Here is a 25,923-nt window from a genome sequence, read left to right on the forward strand (position 1 = left end):
TGCGCAAAAACAAAAACGCCCCATTCTTGCGAATGAGGCGTTTTATCTGGCGGAGCGGACGGGGCTCGAACCCGCGACCCCCGGCGTGACAGGCCGGTATTCTAACCAACTGAACTACCACTCCTAAAACCGTTTCAGCTGTCCTTGCTTGCTGAAAGATCGCTATTATAGGAGAGACTTTTTCAAAAAGCCAGGCCTTTTTTAGAAAATTGCGAAATATTTTACGAGCAGGCCTTACGCCTTGAACTTGCCCTCGAATGCCAGCTTGGAGAGCGGCTCACGCGGGCTGGGCACTTCACGTGCCTGCAACCCTTCCGGCAGGACCGACTTGTCACCCAGCTTGCCCACCACCACCATGGCTTCCACCGAGAATTCAGCCGGCACATTCAGTTCAGTGCGGGCGCGGTCCTTGTCGAAACCGGCCATGCCGTGCGCATGCCAGCCCGACAGCGACGCCTGCAAGGCCAGATAACCCCAGGCCGAGCCGGTGTCGAAGGAATGGGTCGGCGCCGGTACCGCGTCGGTGGCACCCGGCGGCACCATCACGGTCCGCGACAACACCACGATCAGCGCCGAAGCATTGGCGCACCAGCTACGGTTGAATTCGTTCAACAGACCCAGCAGGCTGTCCCAGGCCGGCGTGCCACGACGCGCGTAGACGAAGCGCCAAGGCTGCGCATTGTAGGCCGAGGGCGCCCAGCGGGCGGCTTCCAGGAAAGTCAGGACGGTTTCTTCAGAGATCTCGGCACCGTTGTAGGCGCGCGGAGACCAGCGGTTCAGGAATTGCGGATCAATGGGATAGTCAGCGTTGCGCGGATTGGCGGACATGCTCTTTTTCCTATGGTGATGTGAGAGGGATGAATTCAGGCAGCTGGCATCTTAGCAGCGCCGCCCCTTTGCTGCAGAGCCTGGACAGATCGGTATGGATATAAAAAAACCCGCGCACCTTGCGGTGGCGGGTTAAATCCAATTCTCAGGGGTGATGAATTGGAGGGGGAGGAACTTCAGAATAACGATGCCCCTCTTGCGCCTCCAACGTTTTTACACGCTGTAACATCCGTTGCAATTGTGCAGTGGACTGTGAGCTATCTGTCAGGATTGGGTAACTTGTTGTCGCCCTAACACGACATGCTCCGATTTGGGAGCAAGCTCATTTCCCGATACAGAAGCGCGAAAAGATCACCCCCAGCAAATCATCCGGCGTGAACTTGCCGGTGATGCTGGACAAGCGGTCCTGCGCCAGCCGCAGTTCTTCCGCAAACAGATCCAGCGCATGTTCACCGGCCTCATTGTCCAACGCCGCATGCGCCGCCGCATGGGCCAGGTGCTCATCGGCCGCCTTCAACGCCAGCAAGTGACGCTCGCGGGCCAGATAGCGCGACTCCACTGTCTGCTGCCAGCCAGCAATGCGCAGCAATTCGGCCCGCAACAAGTCCACGCCCTGTCCTTCGGCCGCCGAAAGGTAAACGTGCGTGGCATCGGGCATGGAATCCACGGCCGGCTTGTGGCCGGAGCGGTCGATCTTGTTCCAGATGCGGATGATGGGTACGCCTTCGGGGAAGCGCGCAGTGATCTTTTCATCTTCCAGCGTCGGGCCACGGTCAGCGTCCAGCATGTGCAGGATCACATCGGCCTTGGCCACCTCGGCCCAGGTGCGCTCGATGCCGATGCGCTCGACTTCATCCGGGCCGCTGCCATCCTCGCCGGCCTCGCGAATGCCGGCGGTATCGATGATGTTCAGCGGCATGCCCTCGATCTGGATGGTCTGCGTCACCTTGTCGCGCGTGGTGCCCGCGATGGGCGTGACGATGGCCACATCCGATCCGGCCAGTACGTTCAACAGCGAGGACTTGCCCACGTTGGGCTTGCCGGCCAGCACCGCCTTCAATCCATCACGCAGCAAGGCCCCCTGGGCCGCATGCCTGAAGACCTCTTCCAGCGTGGCGCGGATAGTGGCCAGCTGACCGCGGGCGTCACTCTGCTTGAGGAAATCGATTTCTTCCTCGGGGAAATCCAGCGTCGCTTCCACCAGCATGCGCAGGCGCGTGACCTGGTCCACAAGCTCATGAATCACCTTGGAGAAGGCGCCCGAGAGCGATTCGGAGGCCGACTTGGCCGCCGCCTCGGTGGTGGCTTCGATCAGGTCGGCCACGGCCTCGGCCTGGGCCAGGTCGATCTTGTCGTTCAGGAAGGCGCGCTGGGTGAATTCACCCGGCTCGGCCAGGCGCAGACCGATCTCGCTGCCGGCCTGCACACAGCGCGCCAGCAACATCTGCATCACCACCGGGCCGCCGTGCCCCTGCAGCTCCAGCACATCCTCCCCGGTGTAGGAATGCGGGGCCGGGAAATGGATCGCCAGGCCCTGGTCGATCGGACTGCCATCCTCGTTGAGGAAAGGCAGATAGGTGGCATGACGCGGCGACAGGCTGTCGCGACCACATACGGCGCGCATCACCGGCGCCAGGTTCTTGCCGGAAATGCGGACCACGCCAATGCCTCCGCGTCCGGGTGCGGTGGCGATGGCGGCAATGGGAGAAGAATCGAAAGTCATCTGCGAGTACTTGTTGTTGTGTTGAGGTGAGACCGCCGCTGCTCCCCCTCGGAGCAACGACGTAAAGCCATGTTAAACCTGCCTGCCCGGTACGACCGAAAAAAAACCCGTGGATTCCACGGGTTTTTCCTTTGATGGCCTGCAAGAACCGGATTACTTGGTCTTGCCGCTCTCGATGTTGCGGGTGATCACCCATTGCTGCGCGATCGACAGGATGTTGTTCGTCACCCAGTACAGCACCAAGCCGGACGGGAAGAAGAAGAACATGAACGAGAACACCAGCGGCATGAACATCATCACCTTGGCCTGGACCGGGTCCGGCGGGGTCGGGTTCAGCCTGGTCTGCAGGAACATCGATGCCGCCATGATGATCGGCAACAGGCCGATGGGCATGTTGAAGTAAGGGATGGTGCCGAACAGACGGTCAGGTGCGGTCAGGTCATGCACCCAGCCCAGCCACGGCGCGCCGCGCATTTCCACCGATGCCAGCAGCACCGAGTACAGCGAGATGAACACCGGAATCTGGATCACGATGGGCAGGCAGCCCCCCAGCGGATTGATCTTCTCGGTCTTGTAGAGCGCCATCATCTCGCGGTTCATGGCTTGCGGATCACCCTTGTGGCGTTCGCGGATGGCCTGCATCTTCGGCGAGACCGCCTTCATCTTGGCCATGCTGCGATAGCTGGCGGCCGACAGCGGGAAGAACACCAGCTTGATCAGCACCGTCAGCAGGATGATGGTCCAGCCCCAGTTGCCCACCAGGTTGTGGATGTGGGTCATCAGCCAGAAGATGGGCTCGGCGATCACGGTCAGGTGGCCGTAGTCGCGCACCAGATCCAGGCCCGGGGCAATGGCCTGCAGGGTCTTGGAAATGGTCGGGCCGGAATACAGCTGGCTGTCCATGGTCACGCTGGCGTTCGGTGCCACGGTGCCCAGCGGCAGGATGGAACCGACCGCATACAGGTTGTCGCCGACCTTCTTGCTGAAGATGTCGCGCTGCGCCTTCTCGGGCGGGATGAAGGCCGAGACGAAGTAATGCTGCACCATGGCGAACCAGCCATTGTCAGCCTTGTTGACGTGCTGCTGCTTGCCGTTGGCGATCTTCTCGAAGTCCAGCTTCTCGAAATGCTCGGCGTTGCTGTACACCGCAGGACCGGTGAAGGTGCTGTAGAAGTGCGATTCGCCACCGGGCTTGTTGCCGTCGCGCACCAGTTGCAGGTACAGCGAAGGATTGATCGCCGCGCCCGTGGTGTTGGTCACGGTGTGCTTGACGTCGATCAGGTAGCTGTCGCGCTTGAAGGTGTAGGTCTTGGTCAGCTTCACGCCACCCTGCTCGGCCACCAGCACCAGCTGGATTTCATTGCCATTGTCCAGCGTACGCGGACCGGCCTGGGCAGTGAAGAGGGTCTTGTGGTTGGGGAAGGGACCGCCGATCAGGCCCGACTCGGCCAGGTACATGTGGCCCGGTTCGGAATCGAACAGCACCACGTTCTTGGTCGGGTCGACCACGTCCGGTTGCTTCAGCAATTCCAGGCGCTTCAACTCACCGCCCACGGTATCGATGCTGGCCTTGACCAGGTCGGTGGTGATGGTGATGGTTTCGCCCTTGGTGGCGGCAGCCACGTCAGCCCCCGGCACGGCGCCAGGTGCCGGTGCGGGCGTGCCGGCCTGCGGCACGGGGGACCCGGTCGGGCTGGCGGTGGGTGCGGCCGGATTGGCGGCGGCTTGCTCCTGAGTCGGGGTGGCCGACGGGAAGAACATCGACTGATGTCCGTTATGGCGCATCCAGCCATCCCACAGCAGTAGCAGGGAGAAGGAGAATACAACCCACAGGACGGTACGTTTGATATCCATATGCGTATTGATGAGTTCAGGAGTGGCTGCAACCGTCAGCGGCCACAGGGGGAGACAGCCGCGCTACCGAAGACGGCAGCGCAGTGGTCGGGGAATCGGGAACGGCAATCGAAGAAGACGGGCCTCTTGCCTCTGCCTCTGCCTCGGCATGCGCACGTGCCTCGGCCGAACCCGGCACGAAATCCAGGCCGCCGGCATGCCAGGGATGGCACTTGCACAGGCGCTGGCCGGCCAGCAGGCTGCCCTTGAGCGCGCCATGCAGGCGCACCGCCTCGGCGGCATAGTCGGAACAGCTGGGATAGAAACGGCAATTCTGCCCCAGGAAAGGGCTCACTCCCAGCTTGTAGGCACGTAACAGCAGGAGCAGAGGGGTCTTCATCACTTCCTGTTTTCCTGGCTATTTCCTGGCGAACGCGGGGGCGCTCGGCAGGAAGGCGAACAATTGCGTCAGTTCGGCGCGCAGCATGAGCTTGACTGCCACACTGCGGGCAGGATCCTTCCTGGTATTGACCGGGCGCGACAGCCGCACGATGCAGTCCACGGCAGGCAGTTCAGCCTGGCGAAACAGCTCGCGCGTGGCCCGCTTGATCGTGTTGCGGGTGACCGCACGGGGTGCCAGCCGCTTGGCCGCCACCACGCCCAGACGGGCTTGCGACAGGCTGTTGCGGCGTGCGTACAACACGAAATGCTCGGTACGATACACGGGGCGCAAACGAAAAACGGATGAAAACTCATCCGTTTTAACGATTCGCCGATCGCGTGGGAAGTCGCCTGCTTGACGTGCTGGAAGCGATGTACGGACGTCCGTCACACGAAACGGCTGCGCAAGGCCCCGGCTTAAACAGCAGCCAGACGCTTGCGGCCCTTGGCGCGACGGGCGTTGATCACGGCGCGGCCGCCACGGGTGGCCATACGGGCACGGAAACCATGGGTACGCTTGCGACGCACGACGGAAGGTTGGTAAGTACGTTTCATGTTGGACTCGCTAAGTTGGGCTGCCTTGGAGCAAACAGCAAAAATAAATCGGAATTCTGGAACCGCTTTCGGTGTGCCTGTTCCGCATCACCGATGCCCTGCCGCCCAACAAGCCGGCAGCCCCTGCATCGCTGACACCATTAACTCTGTTGGCCTCTGCCGCCTCCCGGTGCAATACCTGGGTAATCGACCGGTGGGCAACTGAAACAGCACTGCGTCGGCACCGCGCGCAATTCTTCAGATGGTGAACCCTGAATTAGACTGCATTTTCCCCTTGGCTGTCAATGACTTATGCGCTTTTGCGCCCTCCCCGCCCCCGCAACGGCCGGCGTCAGAGGCAGAACGTGGCGGAATTGCCGCATCCCCTCGCAATCCCGGCCTCTCCCGGGGCCCCGCCTGCCCGGGAAAAACACGATATGAAGTTGCTTGCAAGACATCTCCCGTGATCCTGCCAATACCTTCATCGGATGGGGAGAAGGCATGAAGAAAACGCAAACAGTCCATGCGCCCGGCGCATGAACAAATCTGTAAATCATCTAAAGCATTTTTTCAGCGGCGCTGGACATCGGTGCGCCGGGGATGCGCACCGGCTGGGGATGAGGCGGATCAGCAACAGAGCAAGAGCGCAATCGTCGCCGTTACAAAAAAGATGGTTCATGCGGGCGGCACCCTGCAATATGACAAACATGCCTGGCACGATTCCAGCTATAAGGGGATATGAAGGAAAGAGATCGGTGCACAAGCATGCGCAAAAGGCACCGGGAGGAGGAGGACCACCGCATCGGCAGGACCAGCCCGTCCGGCCTGCTCTGAATGGCCCCACGGGCATTGTCCGCCTGTTCTCTTGCGTCGGCTATCAGGGATTTCACCATGGTGTCCTGCGCGAAAATAGCGCACCGTATGGTCAACCGCTGACGCGCTGCGCACATTGAAAGAGCATGATGTGAACGAGGCTTCCAATATCCCTGTGTCGGCAAGGGGATCAGAGCGTCAGCTCAACGCACGGGAACATGCAGTGAAAATCCTGGGCCTGGTGAACGAAGCTGCACTAATGGGATCATCAAGAGGAAGCAAAAAAAGGAATAGAATAAAAACACGATCCGAAAAGATCTTCGCATCACGCTGTGGATGCTACGGCTTTCAAAGAACACACCGGCAATGACGCAATACAGAGTCACCGACGCGTTCTTCGATAACCGCAGATGGCAAGTCCAGACATATGAATCTGTTTCGTACTTTTTTGAGAGCGACGGAGGTGGTATGGATATCTACAGCAGCTTTGCAAGCCGGTTCGACAAGACCAGAGAAGAAGAATTATCGCTTGAAGAGTATCTGAATCTTTGCAAGAACGACCCGGCAGTCTACGCATCGGCTGCCGAACGGATGCTGATGGCCATCGGCGAACCGGAGAAGGTCGACACCCGGGAAGATCCGCGCCTCTCGCGCATCTTCGCCAACAAGGTCATCAAGGTCTATCCCGCCTTCAAGGAGTTCTATGGCGCGGAAGAAGTCATCGAGCAGGTTGTTTCGTATTTCCGCCATGCTGCGCAGGGCCTGGAAGAGAAGAAGCAGATCCTTTATCTGCTGGGCCCGGTCGGTGGCGGCAAGTCCTCCATCGCCGAACGCTTGAAGCAATTGATGGAGCAGGTGCCCTTCTATTCCATCAAGGGTTCGCCGGTCAATGAATCGCCGCTGGGCCTGTTCGATTACGACGAAGACGGCCCCATCCTCGAAGAGCAGTACGGCATCCCGCGCCGCTATCTCAAACCCATCCTGAGCCCCTGGGCGGTCAAGCGCCTGCACGAGTACAACGGCGACATCCGCCAGTTCCGTGTGGTCAAGCGCTATCCGTCCATCCTGCGCCAGATCGGCATTTCCAAGACCGAGCCGGGCGATGAAAACAACCAGGACATTTCCACCCTGGTCGGCAAGGTCGACATCCGCAAGCTGGAACAGTATTCGCAGGACGATGCCGACGCCTACAGCTACTCGGGCGGCCTGTGCCTGTCCAACCAGGGCCTGCTGGAGTTCGTGGAAATGTTCAAGGCCCCCATCAAGGTGCTGCACCCGCTGTTGACGGCCACGCAGGAAGGCAACTTCAAGGGCACCGAAGGTTTTGGTGCGATCCCCTTCGATGGCGTCATCCTGGCCCACTCCAACGAATCGGAATGGAAGGCCTTCCGCAACAACAAGAACAATGAAGCGCTGCTGGACCGCATCTTCATCGTCAAGGTGCCTTACTGCCTGCGCGTATCCGAAGAAATCAAGATCTACGAAAAGCTGATCCGCAGCTCTTCGCTGGGCAAGGCCACGTGCGCACCGGGCACGCTGAAGATGATGGCGCAGTTCTCGGTACTGACGCGCCTGAAGGAGCCGGAGAATTCGAGCCTCTTCTCCAAGATGCAGGTCTATGACGGCGAGAACCTCAAGGATACCGATCCGAAAGCCAAGTCCTATCAGGAGTACCGCGACTATGCCGGTGTGGATGAGGGCATGAACGGCATCTCCACGCGCTTCGCCTTCAAGATCCTTTCGCGCGTGTTCAACTTTGATACCACTGAGGTAGCGGCCAATCCGGTGCACCTGATGTACGTGCTGGAGCAGCAGATCGAGCGCGAGCAGTTCCCGCAGGAAGTCGAGCAGAAATATCTCTCCTTCGTGAAGGACACGCTGGCCTCGCGCTATGCCGAATTCATCGGCAAGGAAATCCAGACCGCGTATCTGGAATCGTATTCGGAATATGGCCAGAACGTCTTCGACCGTTACGTGACCTATGCCGACTTCTGGATCCAGGATCAGGAATACCGCGATCACGATACCGGCGAAAGCTTCGACCGCGCGGCCCTGAATGCGGAACTGGAAAAGATCGAGAAGCCGGCCGGCATCAGCAACCCCAAGGACTTCCGCAACGAGATCGTCAACTTCGTGCTGCGTGCGCGGGTCAACAACGGCGGCAAGAATCCGCTGTGGACCAGCTATGAAAAACTGCGCGTGGTGATCGAGAAGAAGATGTTCTCCAACACCGAAGACCTCTTGCCGGTGATTTCCTTCAACGCCAAGGGCTCCACCGAAGAAATGCAGAAACACGAAGACTTCGTCAACCGCATGGTCAGCAAGGGCTACACGCCCAAGCAGGTGCGCCTGCTGTGCGAATGGTACCTGCGCGTGCGCAAGTCCTCGTAAGCGCCGCTGTTGCGCATCGCCCGCAGACCGCGTGGCGATGCGCGCGGCGACCCTTCGGCGCCGTGCGCCTGGCGCACCGCCGACCACTAGCAGGAGAACCGAGTGCTGCATCAGATCATCGACCGCAGGCTGGCTGGCAAGAACAAGAGCATCGCCAACAGGGAGCGCTTCCTGCGGCGCTTCAAGGGGCATATCCAACGTTCGGTGGCGGACGCCGTGCGCGACCGCAGCATCACCGACCTGGAAAAATCGAAGAGCATCAGCATCCCGCGCAAGGATGTCTCGGAGCCCTTCTTCCATCACGGCAAGGGTGGCAAGCGCGAAGCCGTGCATCCCGGCAACCAGGATTACCTGCAGGGTGACCGCATCCCGCGCCAGAACGGCGGCAGTGGCGGCGGTGGCGGCAGCAGTGCCAGCAACGAGGGGGAAGGACAGGACGATTTCACCTTCGAGCTGACCCGCGAAGAATTCATGCACTACTTCTTCGAGGATCTGGAACTGCCGCGTCTGGTGGAAACCAATCTGCTGCAAGTACCCAACTGGAAGAACCAGCGTGCCGGGTATTCGGTCGATGGATCGCCCAACAATATCGACGTGGTGCGTTCGCTGCGCTCTTCGCTGGGCCGCCGCATCGCCCTGGGCGGGCCGCTGCAGCGCCAGCTCGATGCCGCCGAAGAAGCGCTGGCCGAGATGAAGCGCAAGCCTCAGGAGCACAGCGCCGACATCCCGCTGCTGGAAGAGGAAGTGAAGCATTTGCGCGCCCGCATCCTGCGCATCCCCTTCATCGACCCTTTCGATCTGCGCTATGTGAACAGGGTGCGCCAGCCGCAGCCCTCCAGCCGTGCGGTGATGTTCTGCGTGATGGACGTATCGGGCTCGATGGATGAGCAACGCAAGGATTTGTCCAAACGCTTCTTCATCCTGCTGTATCTCTTCCTCACGCGCAATTACGAACACATCGAAGTGGTCTTCATCCGCCATCACACCCGCGCCGATGAAGTCGATGAAAACACCTTCTTCCATTCGCAGGAAAGTGGCGGCACGGTAGTCTCCAGCGCGCTGGAACTGATGCACGACATCATCACCAAACGCTATTCGCCCAGCGAATGGAACATCTACGGGGCGCAAGCCTCGGATGGCGACAACTGGAACGACGATTCCCCCAAGTGCCGTGAACTGCTGGAGTCCGCCATCCTGCCACTGACGCGCTACTTCGCCTACATCCAGGTGGCCGAGCCGGAACAGAACCTGTGGACCGAGTACATGCAGCTGATCGAATCGCATCCGCACTTCGCCATGAAGAAGGTGCAATCGGCCGCCGAGATCTATCCGGTCTTCCGCGAACTCTTTGAAAAGCAGGTGCACGCATGAACAGCCGCTTCAAGCATGACCCGCTGCCTTGCCCCTCGGACTGGAGCTTTGATCTCATCGAGCGCTACAACGAGGAAATCGCACGCGTGGCCAAGGGTTACGAGCTGGACATCTACCCCATCCAGCTGGAGATCATCTCGGCCGAGCAGATGATGGATGCCTATGCCTCGCACGGCATGCCGGTCAACTATCGCCACTGGTCCTACGGCAAGCATTTCATGCTGACCGAGCGCGACTACAAGCGCGGGCAGATGGGCCTGGCCTACGAGATCGTGATCAATTCCGATCCCTGCATCGCCTACCTGATGGAAGAGAACACGATGACCATGCAGGCCCTGGTCATCGCCCATGCGGCCTATGGCCACAACTCCTTCTTCAAGGGCAATTACCTGTTCCAGTTGTGGACGGACGCCAGCGCCATCATCGATTATCTGGTGTATGCGCGCAATTACATCGCCGAGTGCGAGGAACGGCATGGCTTCGAACGCGTGGAGGAATTGCTGGACTCCTGCCATGCGCTGATGAACTACGGCGTGGACCGCTACAAACGTCCGCAACGCCTGTCGCTGGCGCAGGAGAAGGCGCGCCAGCGCGAACGCGAGGCCTATATGCAGTCGCAGGTCAACGAGCTGTGGCGCACCTTGCCGGCAAAAAAGGAAACGGCGGCCGCCGCCGTGGAAGGCCGCTTCCCTTCCGAACCGCAGGAAAACCTGCTGTATTTCGCCGAGAAGAATGCGCCCCTGCTGGAGCCCTGGGAACGCGAGGTGATCCGCATCGTGCGCAAGGTCGGCCAGTATTTCTATCCCCAGCGTCAGACCCAGGTGATGAACGAAGGCTGGGCCACCTTCTGGCATTACACGCTGTTGAATACGCTCTATGACCAGGGCCGCCTGACCGATGGCTTCATGATGGAATTCCTGCACTCGCACAGCAATGTGGTGTTCCAGCCGCCCATCACCAAACCGTATTACAACGGCATCAATCCGTATGCACTGGGCTTCTCGATGATGAGCGACATCCGCCGCATCTGCGAGAATCCCACCAATGAAGACCGCGAGTGGTTCCCCGACATCGCCGGGCGCAACTGGCTCGATACCCTGCAATACGTGATGCGCAACTACAAGGACGAGAGCTTCATTGCGCAATATCTCTCGCCCAAGCTCATGCGCGACATGCGCATGTTCGCCGTGCTCGATGACGAGGCGCGCAGCGAGATCGAGGTCTCGGCCATCCACAACGAGCGCGGTTTCCAGTACGTGCGCCAGGCCCTGTCCCGGCAGTACGACATCAACCATCGCGAACCCAACATCCAGGTCTGGTCGGTCAACACGCGCGGCAATCGCAGCCTCACGCTGCGCCACTTCCGCAGCGATGGCCGCTCGCTGGGCGACAGTACCAACGAGGTGCTGCGCCACATGGCGCGGCTGTGGCAGTTCGACGTCTATCTGGAGAGCGTGGACGACAACGGCTACATCGTGCAGCGCTATGAATGCGTGGCCGAGAACCGGTATGCTCTGCGTTCGTGAGTGACCGCCGCCAGGAGTAACCATGCCCGCCGCCCCCGCTACCCCGCGCCCGCCGATCTCGGCCCAGACCATCCCGCTGTTTCCGCTGGCCAGCACGCTTTTCCCGGAAGGGCGGCTGCCGCTGCAGATCTTCGAGGTGCGCTACCTGGACATGATAGGCAAGTGCATCGCCGAGGGCAGCAGCTTCGGCGTGGTGGCCCTGACGGAAGGATCAGAAGTACGGCGCCCCGGCCAGAGCGAACGCTTCGTCGGCGTGGGCACGCTGGCGCGCATCCAGGAATGGAGCACGCCCTCGCCCGGTCTCATGCGCATCGCCTGTCTGGGTGGCGAACGCTTTCGCATCGTGCAGGCCGAGCAGCAGAAACACGGACTATGGACCGCGCAAGTGGAGATGATGGAAGCGGACCGCGCCGTGACAATCCCCGAGGAGTTGCGCAATACCGCGCAGGCGCTGGAGAATCTGCTGCAATCGGTGTTGCGCCAGGGCCTGCCGGACAGCGAAGTGCCCATCGCCGCGCCTTACCGGCTGGACGATTGCGGCTGGGTGGCCAACCGCTGGGCAGAGATGATGCCCATTTCCGTGAACCTCAAGCAGAGCCTGCTGGCGCTGGACAATCCGCTATTGCGGCTGGAGCTGGTGCAGGATGCACTGGATGAGTTGGGCTGGCTGAAATAGTTAGTTATTTCCATATTGCAACTAACTATCCCGTTTCAGATTTTTTGGCTTTCCCGCATTCCCATCACGGCGCCACGCCACTGATCCCCGCCTCGGCCAGCAGCGCCGACATCCCCGACCAGAAGATCTGGATCCCGATACACAGCAGGATGAAGGCCGACAGGCGCAACACCACCATGGTGCCCAGGCGCCCCATCAGCAGCACCAGCTTGTGCGCATAGTTGTAGCAAAGGAAGATCACCAGCGCCGTGAGCGCCGCGCCCAGGGCGGCACTGCCGACCGAGATGACCCAATCCAGCAGGCGGGTCGGCGTATTGGCGCCCAGCGTGATGGAAGCGGCGATGGTGCCGGGACCGACGGTCAGGGGGAAGCTCATGGGATAGAAGCTGCGCGCCTTGATTTCGTCGTCGGGCAGGTCTTCGTCATAGGACTTGGCCACTTGCGTGGGGATGGAGCTGTCCTGACTGTTGTCGTTGAGCAGTTTCCAGCCCGAGACCGCCACCAGCAGGCCCCCGCCCACACGCACGATGGGCAGCGAGATGCCGAAGAAGGTCAGCACGTGCGAACCGATGAAGATAGCCGCCACCAGCATGAACCAGCAATTGATGGCGACCTGGCGCGCGATGCGCTTTTCGGTGCTGCGGCTGACGTTGCCCAGCAGGTTGGCGAAGACCGGCGCGATGCCCAGGGGATTAAGGATGGGCAAGAGCGTGATCGGGATCAGGACGACCGCCTTGAGGAAGAGGATGAACATGGCGCGATGAGAAAAAACGGCATTGAAGGTTGACCCGGCAGCGTAGCTGAAAGCCGCTACGCTGCCAACCACGGCGCCATCTGCCGTTGCGCCGTTGCGCTCTTTTCTCTCAGGCGGCGCGCAGCTGCATGCCGCGCACCCTTGTCAACAGCAGTACGGCGATACTCAGGTTCAACAGGTTCCAGGCGATGCCGTTGGCAAAGGCGGCGTGGTAATTGCCGGTGAGGTCAAAGATCTTGCCCGACATCCATCCGCCCAGGGCCATGCCGAACATGGTGGCCATGATGACCGCGCCCACGCGCTGACCCGCTTCGGCGGCGGGGAAGTATTCACGCACGATGATGGCATACGAGGGCACGATGCCGCCCTGGAACAGACCGAACAGGGCCGAGATGAGATAGAGCGAGGCCAGGCTGTCGAAGGGGATGAACAGCAGCAGCGACAGGCCCTGCAGCGCCGAGCCCAGCAGCAGCGTGCGCAGGCCGCCGATGCGGTCGCAGATGGCGCCGGAGACCAGACGGCTGACCACGCCGCAGGCCAGCATCAGCGAGAGCATCTGGGCACCGCGCGCCGGGCCGTAGCCGAGGTCGCCGCAGTAGGCGACGATATGGACCTGGGGCATGGCCATGGCGACGCAGCAGGCGACACCCGCCACGCACAGCAGCAGCTGCGCCGAGCCCGGTGCCAGGCCGAAGGGGCGCGGGCCGCCGCCGGGGCGGGCGGTGACAGTCGCGCTGTCCTGCACCGGCGGGCGGGCGCGCATGAGCAGGGCCAGGCTGCACATGATGAGGCTGCAGGCGATGCCCATGCCGATGTAGGTCTGCTGCCAGCCGACGCTATCGACAAAGTGCTGGACGATGGGCGGCCACAGCGCGCCGCCCAGGTAGTTGCCGCTGGCGCACACCGCCACGGCAATGCCGCGCCGCTTGCGGAACCACAGCGAGGTATCGGCCACCAGCGGCGAGAAGGTACAGGCCGTGCCCAGCAAGCCGATCAGCAGGCAATGGGCGGCCATGAAGCACCAGATGTTGGGCGCCAGCGCGGCCGCGATGAAGCCTGCACCCAGGCAGGCCCCGCCTAGCAGCAGCGGGCGCATGATGCCGTAGCGGTCAGCCATGCGGCCCATGAAGAGGCCGCCGACGCCCACGCCCAGCATGGTGAGGGTATAGGGCATGGAGGCCAGTCCGCGATCTACCTGGAAATGCGCCTGCACCGCCGGCAGCACCACGGCCATCACGTACATGCCGCTGGCGCCCACGATCATGAGGACCAGGGTGATGCACAGGCGCAGTACGGCATAGGAGGAATCGACCTGGTAACGGTCAGTGGCAGCGGGCTGCGCGGGCGAGGAAGGGGGCATGGGGGTCTCCGGGTTCATTTTTTTATGTGGTCAACAGTGTGTGCTTGGGCTCGGAGGCAATTTCCAATTGCGCTGCGAGGAACAATGCACAGATGAACTGCCATTACGGTGTCTCTGGCCGATTGCGAACAATGAACTTGATCCGGTCAGCCTTGATTCTCATCTTTTTTATAAGGATAGTAATCGATGCAGATTCCCAGGCTTGCTTCGGCCAGGCGTCGCATCAGCGCTGGTTCCAGCTCAACGACGATATTGAAATCGCTGAAGAGTCCGACAAACAATTCGGCCCTTCCTCCTTCTGCACGAACTTTCCTGAAAAACAAAGCTTGTTGGGAAAACGCTTCGACTTGCCGCACTATCTCCTCTTCTACCCACATGGTATCGGAGAGCACTGTTTTCTTCGTTAGTCTTTCGGTCCAGTAGGAGAAATCATAGGCACCTCCCAAAGGTTTTCCATGAATCGAGAAGCGGGGACTTCCCACAGTCCAACTGCGATTGGGCGTGCGCTCTATCGTTTTTGAAATCTCTTCGTGAGGCATAGCCGGATGCCAAATCCGAAGCGAAATATCGTACTGATAAGAACAGGGATCGGGTTTTTGCATGTTCATGACACCACGTTTTTGTTCAAAGGGTCGGTATCGGACCAAGCCGCTTCAGTCGAAGGAAGATTCAATCTTGCGCAATAATAGTCGCCTTCTTTCGCCTATTTGTTCCAAGAAATTCAACTTCAAGAAGTCGTCGCTTCGAAAACCTGATCAGCAATTCCCCGACGTCTCTGCGACCCAAAGGCAGCTGTTTTACCAAGTGCTGGATGTCATGGCCCGTTGACTATTGCCGCCCCATCTTGCCAGCAAGCCACAGTAGCGGAATCACTGCCATCGAAAACAGGAGCACTGGCTGACTGCGTACCCGTAGTCTTGGTGTTGCTCACAATTGGCCTCGAGTGATTTCATGGATCATCTTTAAATCTCGGGATGGAGCCAAAATCCGCGAGCAACTTCTCCTTCAATTGATTTGCCTTTTCCATATCCGCGTCATCCATTTTGCCAGCCAGCCTCTTTAAATTCGATGCGAGGAATTGTTTTAGCTCTGCTTTTTCTTCATGACTTTCCGCGACAGAGAACCAAGCGTAGGCAAGTGGTAGATTCTTGATCGGAGAGCCTTCGCCATAAGCGAACGCAAGGTCAACTTCAGCTAAACGGAAGCCTTTTTGTGCGGCTTCAAGGAAAAACGGAACAGCTTCCTGGATACTGCGCTCTTTGCGAAGAATGACACCAAGGATATGAATTGCGGGCGGATATCCACTCTCGGCCGACTTGGTTTCCAGCTTGACGCCTTCATCACTATCTTTTCTTCCGCATTGACCCGTCAAAAGCTGAGTGCCCAATAAATATTGGGCCTTGGGATTCCCTTGCTGAACTTCTGCCTCCAGCAACTTTTGTGAGGCATCGCTGCAATCGCGGGGGAGTTGCGCATGAGCGCAGTTCAACAGAAATAACAGTAGAAAAAAAATTGCCGGGTAAATTTTCATTTTGAATCTCCGTGATTACTTGAATTCTTGGTTCCGGATAAATGGGATGTCTGCTTCTGGCCGATACCAGCCACCTTCAGCGATTCACAAGCAGAACGATCGCAGAAAAGATCATTCCCCAAAATACCAACACGCCTGCCAATCCCATCAACATGAGAATCTGGCTCAGATAACGAAGAGCTGACCGGACTTGGTGGAGTTTGTCATTCATCTTTGCCAGGAACAGGATGGCGAGCCCCGAACAAATGGTGAAGAAGATGGTGCCGCCGATACCGGCCGTGACAACCCGATCCCCCGCCTTCAACCACCAGGAATAGGAATGATCCATGAAGCTCACTACTGTCAGCCATTGAATCGCGATAACGATGCCCGCAAGGACCAGTGCGATTTTTGTCTTCATTGAAGATGAGAAGACAGATTTCAAGCCATTTGCCTGCAGTACTTCTACGGCGGCTTCTCGGCGATTTAACTGGGCGATCTCCTGTACAAGAGCTTGCCATGTTGGGAAATTCATGAGTTCTCACGAATGCCCGAACGCGATTCGAGACAACCCCTCTCGCTGACTTTTACATACCGCCGAGATAATGAGCGAGAAGACCGTCAGAACTGCTGATTCCCAAAATATCCATGAGCAATTCAATTTCCATGCCGAAATGCTCACGAGCCTCGGTGTCTTCATACTCCACTGCCTCCAATGAAGGTTGAAATTGTGCCAGCACCCAACGTTTTGATGGGTTTTCCTCGACACCTTCAATCAGACGACCCACTAGACCGTCGAGATTTTTTACAAGTCGTTCACGCTCCTCGGTCACGTCAGTACCTGGCAGGTTCGCAAGCTTCACCGCCAGCCGATAGACTCGCAATTGTTCCGTGACGCCTGCATCTAAGGCAAGCGGTTCATCCATGACTTGTGAGAGAGGATCGTAGGTCATATGGCTTCTTTCGATATGTCGGTTGGGCCGCAGTCCGTTCCGGGCCCATGGTGGGCATCGTGCGCAAGAACAATTCTTGTCACTCGCGCTTGCACAGGACTCCGATTACATCGTTATAGGTACCGATTGGCCAACTCGTGGAGCGCCACCGATAGGTTCCGGGACCGATGAAACGCATCTCCCATTCACGATATTGCTCTGGAATTCCGGTCAGGTCGGCGTTGTATTTGATGATCAAAACATTTGGGCTGCTGCTGATGATGGTCGCCGAATAGCGCTCCAACTCCTGACCATTCGAGGATTTCCATTTTCTGTCATTCTCGAAGAACAAGGTCATGAAGTCGCGCGAGGGAGACAATCTCTGGTGCAGATTATCAGGGCTGCAGCCAAATTTCCCTTGCGCACTTTCTGCCCAAGTTCACTTTAGCAGGGTCCAATCAAATCCTTCGGCATGGGATGTGGAAAGCCCACACCAGATGAGAAAAATCGCAAGATAGCGAATGAGTCGTTGAGTCATCACGGGATAAAAGTTTTAGCTGGTTATTGGTTGGGGCAAGCAGACTATACAGCCACTGAAGCATGATGCCATTTGAGAAGGTGGATGCGCGCTTCTGGCCGAATTTAGCCGTTCACGCCAGCATCGCAAGTTGCTGCGCTGAAAAAAGTTACGGAGACGCGACCGGCGACGATCGACACCAAGCGGACCTACAGCTACAGGCATTTGACGTTTGTCGGAACCGAGCCTGTATGTGAGATCGCGAACGAGCCGCCCGAACTTCGTTGCATCAGTTCTCGCCAACATCTAGGCGCCAGGGAGCAAGTCGAATGCGGGCAATGATGCAAATGTCGCATCGTCTGGAAATCCCACTGTGAGGTATCGGGGAGGATAGCTGTCGTCTTTGAGGAGAAGATTGCCGGCCATGGCCTGCACGTCTTCCCAGAGAACGCTTTTCATGACGGACTCAGCTTCCGTTTGGCCGGACTGGAACAGCGTGATGACGTCCGCCTGGGGAAGCAAGGACTTTACGCCCTTGGACCATGTCGCATGTGAAGTGAGGGCACCGGTAGCCTCGTTTTTAAAAACGACGAACTTTGCAACATGAAGATCTTTGCCTTCCTTCTGGTGAATTTTATCCAACATGTCCTTCTGAGAAGAGTGATCGTCGATGAGATATATCTTCTGAAGATCTGCAGCTGTTTCCCTGACGGTCGGATCGTCAGGTGAATAAACTAGTAAAACGCTATTTTCGATCTTGTACATGAAAGCGGAAACCGGACGCCCGTCTTGCTCCAGGAAATATTTGGCCGTAGACAGCATCAGCAGAAGGCCGTCTGCATTCCTGCCGCTCGCGACAAGAATCCGTCCGCGTGTCGGGATCATGACGATGGGGTCCGAATCTCCGCTCATACGAAAGAGCAGATCAGTGAGAAGAATACGGGATGAGTCATACGAGTCATTCCATGTTCCCAGTGTGACGCCAGAGCCCAGGTCCGAGAAGCTCGAAGACGTGCGGTCGCGCAAATTGTCGACAGCAATCTGTAGTGCCTGGTCAAACGACAAGCCCCATTCGGACAGCTGGGATGCATCGATATGGCGCATGTCCGTATCGCTATCGTACACAATGACCGTGGCGGTATCGCCATCCCATGCACGATGTGCGCTCATAAAGCTCTTGCCAGGATCAGATAGCCGGGCACTTAGGCGAAGGTACTCGATCTGGGACATCCGCCGAATGCTCGGCATCAGGCGGGCTTTAGCGATCTCGATATTCTTGGGAATGGCAGGAACATCGAGGCCCGCAACATAGCGATCCATTACATCACTACGTCCTTTTTTCGGAGCATTGCAATACTCTCTATAGGCGTTGTGGAGATTAAATACATGATTTTTCCCCAGCAGTACTTGGAATTCTTCCTTGTTGAACTGCATAGGCGGCGGAAAACCTTTCTCCATCGCGCGCTGGATGAACAATCTTGCAAATTTCGCCGGACTTGGCTTTTCCCGAAAAAGATCCAACAACCCCATACCACTCCCTTTACGTTATTTTTGATTGAGCTGAAGTGTAACTGAACTACTTGGCAAAGGCGGCTCCTGGCCGATCACCGACTTGGATAAGACTAGAACCCATTTCATAAATAGGCGTGAGTGCGAGCGAATCCCGTTTGGGATGAAGTGCAAGGCGCGAATTTGGGTCAAGACTGGACGTCTTGACCCAAATTCGTAACGCAGCAATTCGCCCAAACGGGCCGCTCCCTCCGGGTTCTGTCCAGAAAGGGCGCTGGCCGCGTTGCGCTCCTTGCGTGTGGCACCGCCACACGACGCGTCACGCGCCTTGCCAGCGCCCTTTCTGGACAGAACGCATCTCACGCCTATTTATGAAATGAGTTCTAGTTTCAGGCCCTAGCCTTTCCAAAACCGCCACCAATGCCTCTTCTTTTCCATGGCTTTTAAGCAGTAGTAGCTTGGTTCAAGATTAGTGTCCCAAGGACAGACGCCGAAGTTTTTAACCATACTTTCTTCCAGAATGCGTTTGGTAAGGAAGTATTCGGGCACTTCAATTTCTCGATTGCCTTGAAAATATATTTTCTGCCACTCTTCCCTGGGACAGTCGTCCTCTTCGAGGTAGAAGTTAGCCGACAGCCAGTTACGTTCAAAGTCCTTTGCTGCGCCGTACTCAATGAGTGGCTGTCGATGTGCACTACCGACAGTTTGTAATCGAGAGCGCGTTCTTTTACCGTTTCAAAGAAGGCATATCCATAGCTGCCACCGGAATTGTAATGACAGAAGGCCATGAACATTTGAGGAGAGCCGAGTCTCCAGGCTCACCGGCAAGATTGTCCCGCCACAGATGATTGGCAGCGGCAAGGCCGTGGCGATGCAGCGCTGGGCGGACCAACGTGGCACTCAACTCAAGCGTTGTGCTGGGTGCGGCGACCATATTTCCGACCTCCAAATGTTGGAGAGCGTCGGAAGTGCCTGGGTGGTAGCGGACGATCCGGACCCCTCCGCTGGGCCGTCGATGGTCAACGCCCGCAATGGTGGGTCTGGATCGCAGCCTGCCTTGCATTGACTGGGGTGAGCTTCGTAGCCGGAGTGTGGACGCTACAGGACCGTGGAACGCTCAAGGGTGACTTGATGGCATGGCTCGGTACGGTGGGCTGGATCTTGTACACCCGCGGTCAAGCAAAGTTGCCACATATTTCGGTGCTGGAGTTCACAGCGTATACGGCCTTGCTAGCCTTTCCTGGTCTGATCTTCATCGCTGTACTCGCCACCGGGCTTGGTTTCGCGCATTATCCGAGCGCTCAGGCAATGTCGGAGGTTGCGCCCGCCGCAATCTACATCATCGCCGTGGGCACTGTGCTGGCCGCGCTGGCCTACAACCTGGGGATACGACTCCTTGGAATCACCACCGGAATTCTGTTCATCAACTGGGTACCCGTTTCAGCGATGGCAATTGGGGCGGCCTTGGGCCACCTGCCGCAACCGACGGAATTATTGGGGACAGGGCTCGTGATCGGAGCGCTTGTATTGGTGGCGACGATGATGGGTAACAGGCAAAGACGCGGCGCATGACCAAAAGGTTCAGGAAGCGAGCATCCTGTCGTGAGCACGCTACTATCTGCTGCGCGGCGTTGACGTAGTAGGCCTGCGAGCTGAAACCGACCTCGGCATCCGTTTGATCGCTGGTGACGAACATGCCGAAGCCGTGCATGGGGCGCACACGGCCAAGCTGTTCCACCGGGTCCCAGATCTCGGCCATCGACTTTCCGGTGTAGTCGCTGTTACGCCCCGCCGCCAGGATCCGATGCTTGACGGCAGTCGCACCCGAGGAGGAAACCGCGCACAGCACCTCACTGCGCTCGGCGATCAAGGCGGCAACCAATCCACCGCCGCCGGATTGACAGACCGGACCATACTCTTTGATGTCGTACCTTTTCTTGCCGCCGGCCTGTGTCCCACGCTGCTGATGTGCCAATGATTCATTTGACCGGAACGATGACGACGGGCTGGATATCGCGGATTGTCGTTCTGCCACCTTCCCATGTTCCGAGTGGCAGCAGCCTGATTTCCATGCGGTCGGCAAATTGTGGATACTTCTTTTTGATGATAGGCAAGTCTCGGTCCTGGCGATCCCGGATCTCAGGAGAAGCGTCTGCCACCATCCTAAGGCCAAGCATGTTTTTTCCCTCGACGAGGTTCAGATGCAGGTTGCCAATGTATTGGACCTTGCCGGCTGCCACATGAAATTCAAGCGGGGGCATCTTCTCTGATGGCGAAAGGCTATATGCGGCGCTCCGAACCAGGCGCCATGACGAAATAGTATGTCTGCCAGCGGGTAGTGAGATGGCAAGGACCTGCCCATAACTATCCTTGAACTGACTTCCCATGCGAATCGTCGCGTGTTCAGGGAGCGCCTCCAGACGCCTGGCCGGAACAGGTGCGCCGGGGATGCCTTCGTCAAGGTAAAACATGGCCTGAGAATTTCGGGATCCGGCGCGATCAAATGAAACGGAGGCGATAACGATACCTTGATCCGGATTGTTCTCCAGCGAAAAGTCGCGATCAACGTTCGATGCGGCACAAGCCGTCAGCAACAGGACAAGCAGGCATATAAAGGTGCTTCTGCAAGACATGTTTCTTTTCCTCCTGAATTTTTGTTGGGGAACTGTAGCAGAAAATTAGAACCCATTTCATAAATAGGCGTGAGATGCGTTCTGTCCAGAAAGGGCGCTGGCCGCGTTGCGCTCCTTGCGTGTGGCACCAGGACAGAACGCATCTCACGCCTATTTATGAAATGGGTTCTAGAAATGCCTGGGAACGGCGAGCAGGAAGGAACGCGGGCAGCCTCAGCCCACGTGATAAAGATGCACCGGCCGAAACCCCAACCGCTCCTTGTGCCGCGCAATCTTCTGCAGCATCCGCAAGCCCTCCTCATGCCCGGCCACCACCACCCGGCGCACCGCGCTGCGGCCTTCGATGCCGTCCCAGGCTTGCGTGAGCACCCAGTCGCCCAACAGATCCTGCACCAGGTCGACGGTGAAGATGGCGCGCGTGTTGCCATCGGTGAAGTGCAGGCGCGTAGCCACGGTCACGGGCAGTGCATGGGTGACGTGGTCAGCAGAATCAATCATGGAAAAAACGAGGCGACGGAACGGCGGGCGTGGATGATAGCAGGACGACGGCGCAATACAAGAACCAGCGAGAAAGGTTCAGGAATGAAACAAACCGTCCGGCACAGGGGCCGGACGGTTTGCTTCATTCCGTAAATCATTTACAGATTAGGGGCCAGCCAGCGTTCCACGTCTTGCTTGGGCACATGGCGGCGCTCTGCCATGTCGACCACCTGATCCTCGCCGATCTTGCCGACCACGAAGTACTTCGACTGCGGATGCGCGAAGTAGAAGCCCGACACCGAGGCACCGGGGAACATGGCGTAAGACTCGGTCAACTGCATGCCGATCTCGTCGCACTGCATGACGCGGAAAGCGTCCGCCTTGACGGTGTGCTCCGGGCAGGCCGGATAGCCGGGCGCGGGACGGATGCCGAGATATTTTTCCTTGATGAGATCGGTGCTGCTCAGGTTCTCGTCAGCCGCATAGCCCCACAGGTCCTTGCGTACGCGCTCATGCAGGTATTCGGCGAAGGCTTCGGCCAGGCGGTCGGCCAGGGCCTTGAGCATGATGGACGAGTAATCGTCATGCGCATCCTCGAAACGCTTTTCGTATTTCTCGATACCGAGGCCAGCGGTCACGGCAAACATGCCGATGTAATCCTGCACGCCAGACTCCTTGGGTGCGATGAAGTCCGACAGGCACTGGTTGGGGCGCGCCACGCCATCGACCACCGGCTTCTCGGTCTGCTGGCGCAGGCCGTAATAGGTGAAGGCGACCTGGCTGCGGCTGTCGTCGGTGTAGATCTCGATGTCGTCATCGTTGACGGTGTTGGCCGGCAAGAGCGAGATGACGCCGTTGGCGGTGAGCCAGCGGCCATCGATGATCTTCTTCAGCATCGCCTGGGCTTCCTGGAAGACCTTGGTCGCGGCTTCGCCCACGACTTCATCGGTGAGGATGGCAGGGTAAGGACCGGCCAGGTCCCAGGTCTGGAAGAACGGACCCCAGTCGATGTAGTTGGCCAGCAAACCCAGGTCCACATTCTTGAACAGGCGACGGCCGATGAACTTGGGCTTGACCGGGGCGAATTCCAGCTTGGTCTTGTTGGCACGGGCTGCGGCCAGCGACAGCATGGGCGCGGCCTTCTTGCTGGCGTGCTGTTCGCGGATGCGTTCGTAGTCAGCATTGAGGTCGGCCACGTACTGCGTCTTCTGCTCGTCGGCCAGCAGCGATTGCGCCACCGATACGGCGCGCGAGGCGTCCGGCACGTAGACCACCGGGCCTTCATAGTTGGGGGCGATCTTGACGGCCGTGTGGGCGCGCGAGGTCGTGGCACCACCGATCATCAGCGGCATCTTCAATCCGGCGAAATACGGATCGCGCTGCATTTCCTTGGCGACATACGCCATCTCTTCCAGCGAGGGCGTGATCAGGCCGGAGAGTCCGATGATGTCGGCCTTCTCTTCCTTGGCCTTGGCCAGGATCTCGGCGCAGGGCACCATCACGCCCATGTTGACCACTTCGAAGTTGTTGCACTGGAGGACGACGGTGACGATGTTCTTGCCGATGTCGTGCACGTCGCCCTTGACGGTGGCAATGACGATCTTGCCCTTGGGCTTGGCGACTTCACCGGTGGCGATTTCGAGCTGGCGCTTCTCTTCTTCGATGAAAGGGATCAGGTGCGCCACGGCCTGCTTCATCACCCGCGCCGACTTGACCACCTGCGGCAGGAACATCTTGCCCTGGCCGAAGAGGTCACCGACCACGTTCATGCCGTCCATCAGCGGACCTTCGATCACGTGGATAGGACGACCACCATCGGCAGCGACCTGCTGGCGCACCTCTTCGGTGTCTTCCACGATCCACTGCGTAATGCCGTGTACCAGCGCATGCGAGAGGCGCTTGGCCACCGGCAGGTTGCGCCATTCCAGGGTGGCTTCTTCCTTCTTGTCGCCAGCCTTGAGCGTGGCGGCGTACTCGATCATGCGCTCGGTAGCGTCTTCGCGGCGGTTCAGGACCACGTCTTCGACGCGCTCGCGCAGCTCGGCCGGCAGGTCGTCATAGACGCCGATCATGCCGGCGTTGACGATGCCCATGGTCATGCCGGCCTTGATGGCGTGATACAGGAAGACGGTGTGGATCGCTTCGCGCGCCGGGTCATTGCCGCGGAAGCTGAAGGACACGTTGGAGACACCGCCGCTGATCTTGGCGTAGGGCAGGTTCTGGTGGATCCAGCGGGTGGCTTCGATGAAGTCGACCGCGTAGTTGTTGTGTTCCTCGATACCGGTGGCGACCGCAAAGATGTTGGGGTCGAAGATGATGTCTTCGGGTGGGAAGTCCAGCTTGTCCACCAGCAGGCGATAGGCGCGTTCGCAGATCTCGATCTTGCGGGCGAAGGTATCGGCCTGGCCCACTTCGTCGAAGGCCATGACGATGACGGCGGCGCCATAGCGACGGCACAGCTTGGCTTCGCGCAGGAATTTTTCCTCGCCTTCCTTCATCGAGATGGAGTTGACGATGGACTTGCCCTGCACGCACTTCAGGCCCGCTTCGATCACTTCCCACTTGGAGGAGTCGATCATGATGGGCACGCGCGCGATATCGGGCTCGGAGGCGATCAGGTTGAGGAAGCGCGTCATGGCGGCGACCGAATCGAGCATCGCCTCATCCATGTTGATGTCGATGATCTGCGCACCGTTTTCGACCTGCTGGCGCGCCACGGCCAGGGCTTCATCGTACTGTTCGTTCAGGATCAGGCGGGCAAAAGCCTTGGAACCGGTGACGTTGGTGCGCTCGCCGACATTGACATACAGCGAATCGTCATTGATGGTGAAGGGCTCCAGGCCCGACAGGCGCATCTCGTGCGTGGGCTCGGGGAGCTTGCGCGGCGCAATCGTGGCGACCGTCTCGGCAATGGCCTTGATGTGCGGCGGCGTGGTGCCGCAGCAGCCACCGGCGACGTTGACGAAACCGCTTTCGGCGAATTCCTTCAACAGGGCCGAGGTGACATCGGGGGTTTCATCGAAACCGGTGTCGCTCATCGGATTGGGCAGGCCGGCATTGGGATAGATGCAGACGAAGGTGTCGGCGATCTTGGAAAGCTCTTCCGCATAGGGACGCATCAGCGCCGCACCCAGCGCGCAGTTCAGGCCCACGGTGAGCGGACGCGCGTGGCGGATGGAGTTCCAGAAGGCGGTCACGGTCTGGCCCGAGAGGATGCGGCCGGAGGCGTCGGTGACGGTGCCCGAGATCATGATGGGCAGGCGCTTGCCGCTCTCTTCGAAGAAAGTATCAATGGCGAACAAAGCCGCCTTGCAGTTGAGCGTGTCGAAGATGGTCTCCACCAGCAGCACGTCGGCACCGCCTTCGACCAGCGCGCGGGTCTGCTCCAGGTAGGCGGTGACCAGTTGATCAAACGTGACGTTGCGGGCAGCCGGGTCGTTGACGTCCGGCGAGATGGAAGCGGTCTTGGGCGTGGGGCCCAGGGCACCGGCCACGAAGCGCGGCTTGTCCGGGGTCGAGTACTTGTCGCAGGCGGCGCGTGCCAGACGGGCCGATTCCACGTTCATCTCGTAGACCAGATGCGCCATGTGGTAGTCGTCCTGGGCCACGCTGGTGGCGCCGAAGGTATTGGTCTCGATCAGGTCGGCACCGGCGGCCAGGTATTGCTCGTGGATTTCCTGGATGATGTGCGGTTGGGTCAGCGAGAGCAGTTCATTGTTGCCCTTGACGAACATCTCCTTGCCGGGAACGCTGAAGTCGGCGAAACGCTGGCCGCGATAATCCTCTTCAGTCAGCTTGTAGCGCTGGATCATGGTGCCCATGGCGCCATCGAGGATGAGGATGCGCTGCGACATCAGGTCGCGCAGCAGCAATTCGGTCTGGCACAGTTCGTTCGGCTTCATCTGGCGTTTTTCTCTGGTTACGGCAACAATGCGAGGCCTGTTCCCGCGCGCAGGCGCGCTGCGGATAAAAAAACCGGCCAGAAACGGACCGGTTCAACAGGCAAAAAGTGAACCCGATTATACGTCAAAGCACCCTTCCCCCGCCTCCCGGCAGGCTTTGCGGGCTGTGCTTCGTTGCAAACCGTTAACT

23 protein-coding genes, 1 tRNA gene and 1 pseudogene are annotated in these 25,923 nt (G+C 58.8%); 7 read left to right on the top strand and 18 right to left on the bottom strand.

All coding sequences use genetic code 11. From position 1 onward, the window contains the following. Positions 1 to 47: 47 nt before the first annotated feature. From GWL_RS18035 to rpmH, 7 genes are all read right to left on the bottom strand, one after another. Positions 48 to 124, bottom strand: a tRNA-Asp gene (locus GWL_RS18035). 110 nt (positions 125 to 234) lie between these two features. Continuing rightward, positions 235 to 828 carry a nitroreductase family protein gene (locus GWL_RS18040; RefSeq protein WP_008332918.1) on the bottom strand — a complete coding sequence of 198 codons (594 nt, stop codon included), beginning with the start codon at positions 826 to 828 and terminating at the stop codon, positions 235 to 237. A 322-nt stretch (positions 829 to 1,150) separates the two neighbouring features. Further along, a complete protein-coding gene (gene mnmE, locus GWL_RS18045; RefSeq protein WP_008332921.1) occupies positions 1,151 to 2,551 on the bottom strand; it encodes a tRNA uridine-5-carboxymethylaminomethyl(34) synthesis GTPase MnmE in 1,401 nt (466 codons plus the stop codon). Positions 2,552 to 2,704: 153 nt separating this feature from the next. Further along, positions 2,705 to 4,405 carry a membrane protein insertase YidC gene (yidC, locus tag GWL_RS18050; RefSeq protein ID WP_008332923.1) on the bottom strand — a complete coding sequence of 567 codons (1,701 nt, stop codon included), beginning with the start codon at positions 4,403 to 4,405 and terminating at the stop codon, positions 2,705 to 2,707. A gap of 16 nt (positions 4,406 to 4,421) precedes the next feature. Further along, a complete protein-coding gene (yidD, locus tag GWL_RS24125) occupies positions 4,422 to 4,784 on the bottom strand; it encodes a membrane protein insertion efficiency factor YidD (protein ID WP_008332925.1) in 363 nt (120 codons plus the stop codon). A gap of 18 nt (positions 4,785 to 4,802) precedes the next feature. Further along, positions 4,803 to 5,216 carry a ribonuclease P protein component gene (gene rnpA / locus GWL_RS18060; RefSeq protein WP_081486096.1) on the bottom strand — a complete coding sequence of 138 codons (414 nt, stop codon included), beginning with the start codon at positions 5,214 to 5,216 and terminating at the stop codon, positions 4,803 to 4,805. A gap of 26 nt (positions 5,217 to 5,242) precedes the next feature. Then, positions 5,243 to 5,380: a 50S ribosomal protein L34 gene (gene rpmH, locus GWL_RS18065; protein ID WP_006461360.1), complete on the bottom strand. Its 138-nt coding sequence runs from the start codon at positions 5,378 to 5,380 to the stop codon at positions 5,243 to 5,245. A 502-nt stretch (positions 5,381 to 5,882) separates the two neighbouring features. Between rpmH and GWL_RS23480 the strand changes: the two genes are divergently transcribed. The 5 genes from GWL_RS23480 to GWL_RS18085 all read left to right on the top strand — a co-directional run bounded on the left by GWL_RS23480 (position 5,883) and on the right by GWL_RS18085 (position 12,136). After that, the gene (locus tag GWL_RS23480) at positions 5,883 to 6,101 is read left to right on the top strand and encodes a hypothetical protein (RefSeq protein WP_157174279.1); all 219 of its coding nucleotides are present in this window, start codon (positions 5,883 to 5,885) and stop codon (positions 6,099 to 6,101) included. A 539-nt stretch (positions 6,102 to 6,640) separates the two neighbouring features. Then, positions 6,641 to 8,563: a PrkA family serine protein kinase gene (locus GWL_RS18070; RefSeq protein ID WP_008332931.1), complete on the top strand. Its 1,923-nt coding sequence runs from the start codon at positions 6,641 to 6,643 to the stop codon at positions 8,561 to 8,563. A gap of 102 nt (positions 8,564 to 8,665) precedes the next feature. Then, positions 8,666 to 9,934 carry a YeaH/YhbH family protein gene (locus tag GWL_RS18075; RefSeq protein WP_008332932.1) on the top strand — a complete coding sequence of 423 codons (1,269 nt, stop codon included), beginning with the start codon at positions 8,666 to 8,668 and terminating at the stop codon, positions 9,932 to 9,934. Beyond that, positions 9,931 to 11,460, top strand: a complete 1,530-nt coding sequence (locus GWL_RS18080) for a SpoVR family protein (RefSeq protein ID WP_008332933.1) — start codon at positions 9,931 to 9,933, stop codon at positions 11,458 to 11,460. The genes GWL_RS18075 and GWL_RS18080 overlap by 4 nt, the downstream gene beginning before the upstream one ends. A gap of 22 nt (positions 11,461 to 11,482) precedes the next feature. Then, entirely contained in the window at positions 11,483 to 12,136 is a 654-nt protein-coding gene (locus tag GWL_RS18085; protein WP_008332938.1) for an LON peptidase substrate-binding domain-containing protein, read from the top strand. 64 nt (positions 12,137 to 12,200) lie between these two features. On the opposite strand, the gene GWL_RS18090 is transcribed toward GWL_RS18085, so the two are convergent. The 8 genes from GWL_RS18090 to GWL_RS18125 all read right to left on the bottom strand — a co-directional run bounded on the left by GWL_RS18090 (position 12,201) and on the right by GWL_RS18125 (position 18,739). Next, positions 12,201 to 12,890, bottom strand: coding sequence for a MarC family protein (locus tag GWL_RS18090; RefSeq protein WP_034351390.1), 690 nt, complete (start codon positions 12,888 to 12,890; stop codon positions 12,201 to 12,203). A gap of 109 nt (positions 12,891 to 12,999) precedes the next feature. After that, positions 13,000 to 14,250 (bottom strand): MFS transporter, encoded by a 1,251-nt coding sequence (locus GWL_RS18095; RefSeq protein WP_008332942.1) that lies wholly within the window; start codon positions 14,248 to 14,250, stop codon positions 13,000 to 13,002. A 146-nt stretch (positions 14,251 to 14,396) separates the two neighbouring features. Then, positions 14,397 to 14,858 (bottom strand): hypothetical protein, encoded by a 462-nt coding sequence (locus tag GWL_RS23485; protein WP_157174280.1) that lies wholly within the window; start codon positions 14,856 to 14,858, stop codon positions 14,397 to 14,399. A gap of 341 nt (positions 14,859 to 15,199) precedes the next feature. Further along, complete coding sequence (locus GWL_RS18105; RefSeq protein WP_034351395.1) at positions 15,200 to 15,781, bottom strand: tetratricopeptide repeat protein; 582 nt, start codon at positions 15,779 to 15,781, stop codon at positions 15,200 to 15,202. 76 nt (positions 15,782 to 15,857) lie between these two features. Next, on the bottom strand, positions 15,858 to 16,295 hold the full coding sequence (locus tag GWL_RS18110; RefSeq protein ID WP_237713597.1) for a hypothetical protein: 438 nt from the start codon (positions 16,293 to 16,295) through the stop codon (positions 15,858 to 15,860). Between the two features lie 52 nt (positions 16,296 to 16,347). Beyond that, positions 16,348 to 16,713 (bottom strand): DUF4844 domain-containing protein, encoded by a 366-nt coding sequence (locus GWL_RS18115; protein ID WP_008332950.1) that lies wholly within the window; start codon positions 16,711 to 16,713, stop codon positions 16,348 to 16,350. 79 nt (positions 16,714 to 16,792) lie between these two features. After that, on the bottom strand, positions 16,793 to 17,050 hold the full coding sequence (locus GWL_RS18120; RefSeq protein ID WP_034351400.1) for a hypothetical protein: 258 nt from the start codon (positions 17,048 to 17,050) through the stop codon (positions 16,793 to 16,795). Between the two features lie 465 nt (positions 17,051 to 17,515). Beyond that, positions 17,516 to 18,739, bottom strand: a complete 1,224-nt coding sequence (locus GWL_RS18125; protein ID WP_008332958.1) for a DUF1444 family protein — start codon at positions 18,737 to 18,739, stop codon at positions 17,516 to 17,518. A 796-nt stretch (positions 18,740 to 19,535) separates the two neighbouring features. On the opposite strand from GWL_RS18125, the pseudogene GWL_RS24130 reads away from it, so the two are divergent. Next, positions 19,536 to 19,784 (top strand): annotated as a pseudogene (locus tag GWL_RS24130) (haloacid dehalogenase-like hydrolase); the annotation flags it as partial. A gap of 65 nt (positions 19,785 to 19,849) precedes the next feature. Next, positions 19,850 to 20,290, top strand: coding sequence for an EamA family transporter (locus GWL_RS18130; RefSeq protein WP_157174282.1), 441 nt, complete (start codon positions 19,850 to 19,852; stop codon positions 20,288 to 20,290). 407 nt (positions 20,291 to 20,697) lie between these two features. On the opposite strand, the gene GWL_RS18140 is transcribed toward GWL_RS18130, so the two are convergent. The 3 genes from GWL_RS18140 to metH all read right to left on the bottom strand — a co-directional run bounded on the left by GWL_RS18140 (position 20,698) and on the right by metH (position 25,733). Further along, the gene (locus tag GWL_RS18140; protein WP_034351404.1) at positions 20,698 to 21,351 is read right to left on the bottom strand and encodes a hypothetical protein; all 654 of its coding nucleotides are present in this window, start codon (positions 21,349 to 21,351) and stop codon (positions 20,698 to 20,700) included. Positions 21,352 to 21,564: 213 nt separating this feature from the next. Then, a complete protein-coding gene (locus tag GWL_RS18145) occupies positions 21,565 to 21,849 on the bottom strand; it encodes a WGR domain-containing protein (RefSeq protein WP_008332962.1) in 285 nt (94 codons plus the stop codon). A 140-nt stretch (positions 21,850 to 21,989) separates the two neighbouring features. Further along, a complete protein-coding gene (gene metH, locus GWL_RS18150) occupies positions 21,990 to 25,733 on the bottom strand; it encodes a methionine synthase (protein WP_008332965.1) in 3,744 nt (1,247 codons plus the stop codon). Between the last annotated feature and the right edge of the window lie 190 nt (positions 25,734 to 25,923).

It is taken from the genome of Herbaspirillum sp. GW103 (assembly GCF_000261365.1).
Taxonomy (GTDB): domain Bacteria; phylum Pseudomonadota; class Gammaproteobacteria; order Burkholderiales; family Burkholderiaceae_D; genus Herbaspirillum.

What these genes read in the sequence shown, in the direction of transcription:
- GWL_RS18070 (WP_008332931.1), top strand. Translation starts at nt 6,641, where the DNA reads ATGGATATCTACAGCAGCTTTGCAAGCCGGTTCGACAAGACCAGAGAA.
- GWL_RS18125 (WP_008332958.1), bottom strand. Translation starts at nt 18,739, where the DNA reads ATGGGGTTGTTGGATCTTTTTCGGGAAAAGCCAAGTCCGGCGAAATTT.
- GWL_RS18080 (WP_008332933.1), top strand. Translation starts at nt 9,931, where the DNA reads ATGAACAGCCGCTTCAAGCATGACCCGCTGCCTTGCCCCTCGGACTGG.
- GWL_RS18085 (WP_008332938.1), top strand. Translation starts at nt 11,483, where the DNA reads ATGCCCGCCGCCCCCGCTACCCCGCGCCCGCCGATCTCGGCCCAGACC.
- GWL_RS18105 (WP_034351395.1), bottom strand. Translation starts at nt 15,781, where the DNA reads ATGAAAATTTACCCGGCAATTTTTTTTCTACTGTTATTTCTGTTGAAC.
- rpmH (WP_006461360.1), bottom strand. Translation starts at nt 5,380, where the DNA reads ATGAAACGTACTTACCAACCTTCCGTCGTGCGTCGCAAGCGTACCCAT.
- GWL_RS18095 (WP_008332942.1), bottom strand. Translation starts at nt 14,250, where the DNA reads ATGCCCCCTTCCTCGCCCGCGCAGCCCGCTGCCACTGACCGTTACCAG.
- GWL_RS18110 (WP_237713597.1), bottom strand. Translation starts at nt 16,295, where the DNA reads ATGAATTTCCCAACATGGCAAGCTCTTGTACAGGAGATCGCCCAGTTA.
- GWL_RS18145 (WP_008332962.1), bottom strand. Translation starts at nt 21,849, where the DNA reads ATGATTGATTCTGCTGACCACGTCACCCATGCACTGCCCGTGACCGTG.
- metH (WP_008332965.1), bottom strand. Translation starts at nt 25,733, where the DNA reads ATGAAGCCGAACGAACTGTGCCAGACCGAATTGCTGCTGCGCGACCTG.
- GWL_RS18040 (WP_008332918.1), bottom strand. Translation starts at nt 828, where the DNA reads ATGTCCGCCAATCCGCGCAACGCTGACTATCCCATTGATCCGCAATTC.
- GWL_RS18140 (WP_034351404.1), bottom strand. Translation starts at nt 21,351, where the DNA reads ATGTCTTGCAGAAGCACCTTTATATGCCTGCTTGTCCTGTTGCTGACG.
- GWL_RS18120 (WP_034351400.1), bottom strand. Translation starts at nt 17,050, where the DNA reads ATGACCTTGTTCTTCGAGAATGACAGAAAATGGAAATCCTCGAATGGT.
- yidC (WP_008332923.1), bottom strand. Translation starts at nt 4,405, where the DNA reads ATGGATATCAAACGTACCGTCCTGTGGGTTGTATTCTCCTTCTCCCTG.
- GWL_RS23485 (WP_157174280.1), bottom strand. Translation starts at nt 14,858, where the DNA reads ATGAACATGCAAAAACCCGATCCCTGTTCTTATCAGTACGATATTTCG.
- GWL_RS18090 (WP_034351390.1), bottom strand. Translation starts at nt 12,890, where the DNA reads ATGTTCATCCTCTTCCTCAAGGCGGTCGTCCTGATCCCGATCACGCTC.
- yidD (WP_008332925.1), bottom strand. Translation starts at nt 4,784, where the DNA reads ATGAAGACCCCTCTGCTCCTGCTGTTACGTGCCTACAAGCTGGGAGTG.
- GWL_RS18130 (WP_157174282.1), top strand. Translation starts at nt 19,850, where the DNA reads ATGGCATGGCTCGGTACGGTGGGCTGGATCTTGTACACCCGCGGTCAA.
- mnmE (WP_008332921.1), bottom strand. Translation starts at nt 2,551, where the DNA reads ATGACTTTCGATTCTTCTCCCATTGCCGCCATCGCCACCGCACCCGGA.
- GWL_RS18115 (WP_008332950.1), bottom strand. Translation starts at nt 16,713, where the DNA reads ATGACCTACGATCCTCTCTCACAAGTCATGGATGAACCGCTTGCCTTA.
- GWL_RS23480 (WP_157174279.1), top strand. Translation starts at nt 5,883, where the DNA reads ATGCGCCCGGCGCATGAACAAATCTGTAAATCATCTAAAGCATTTTTT.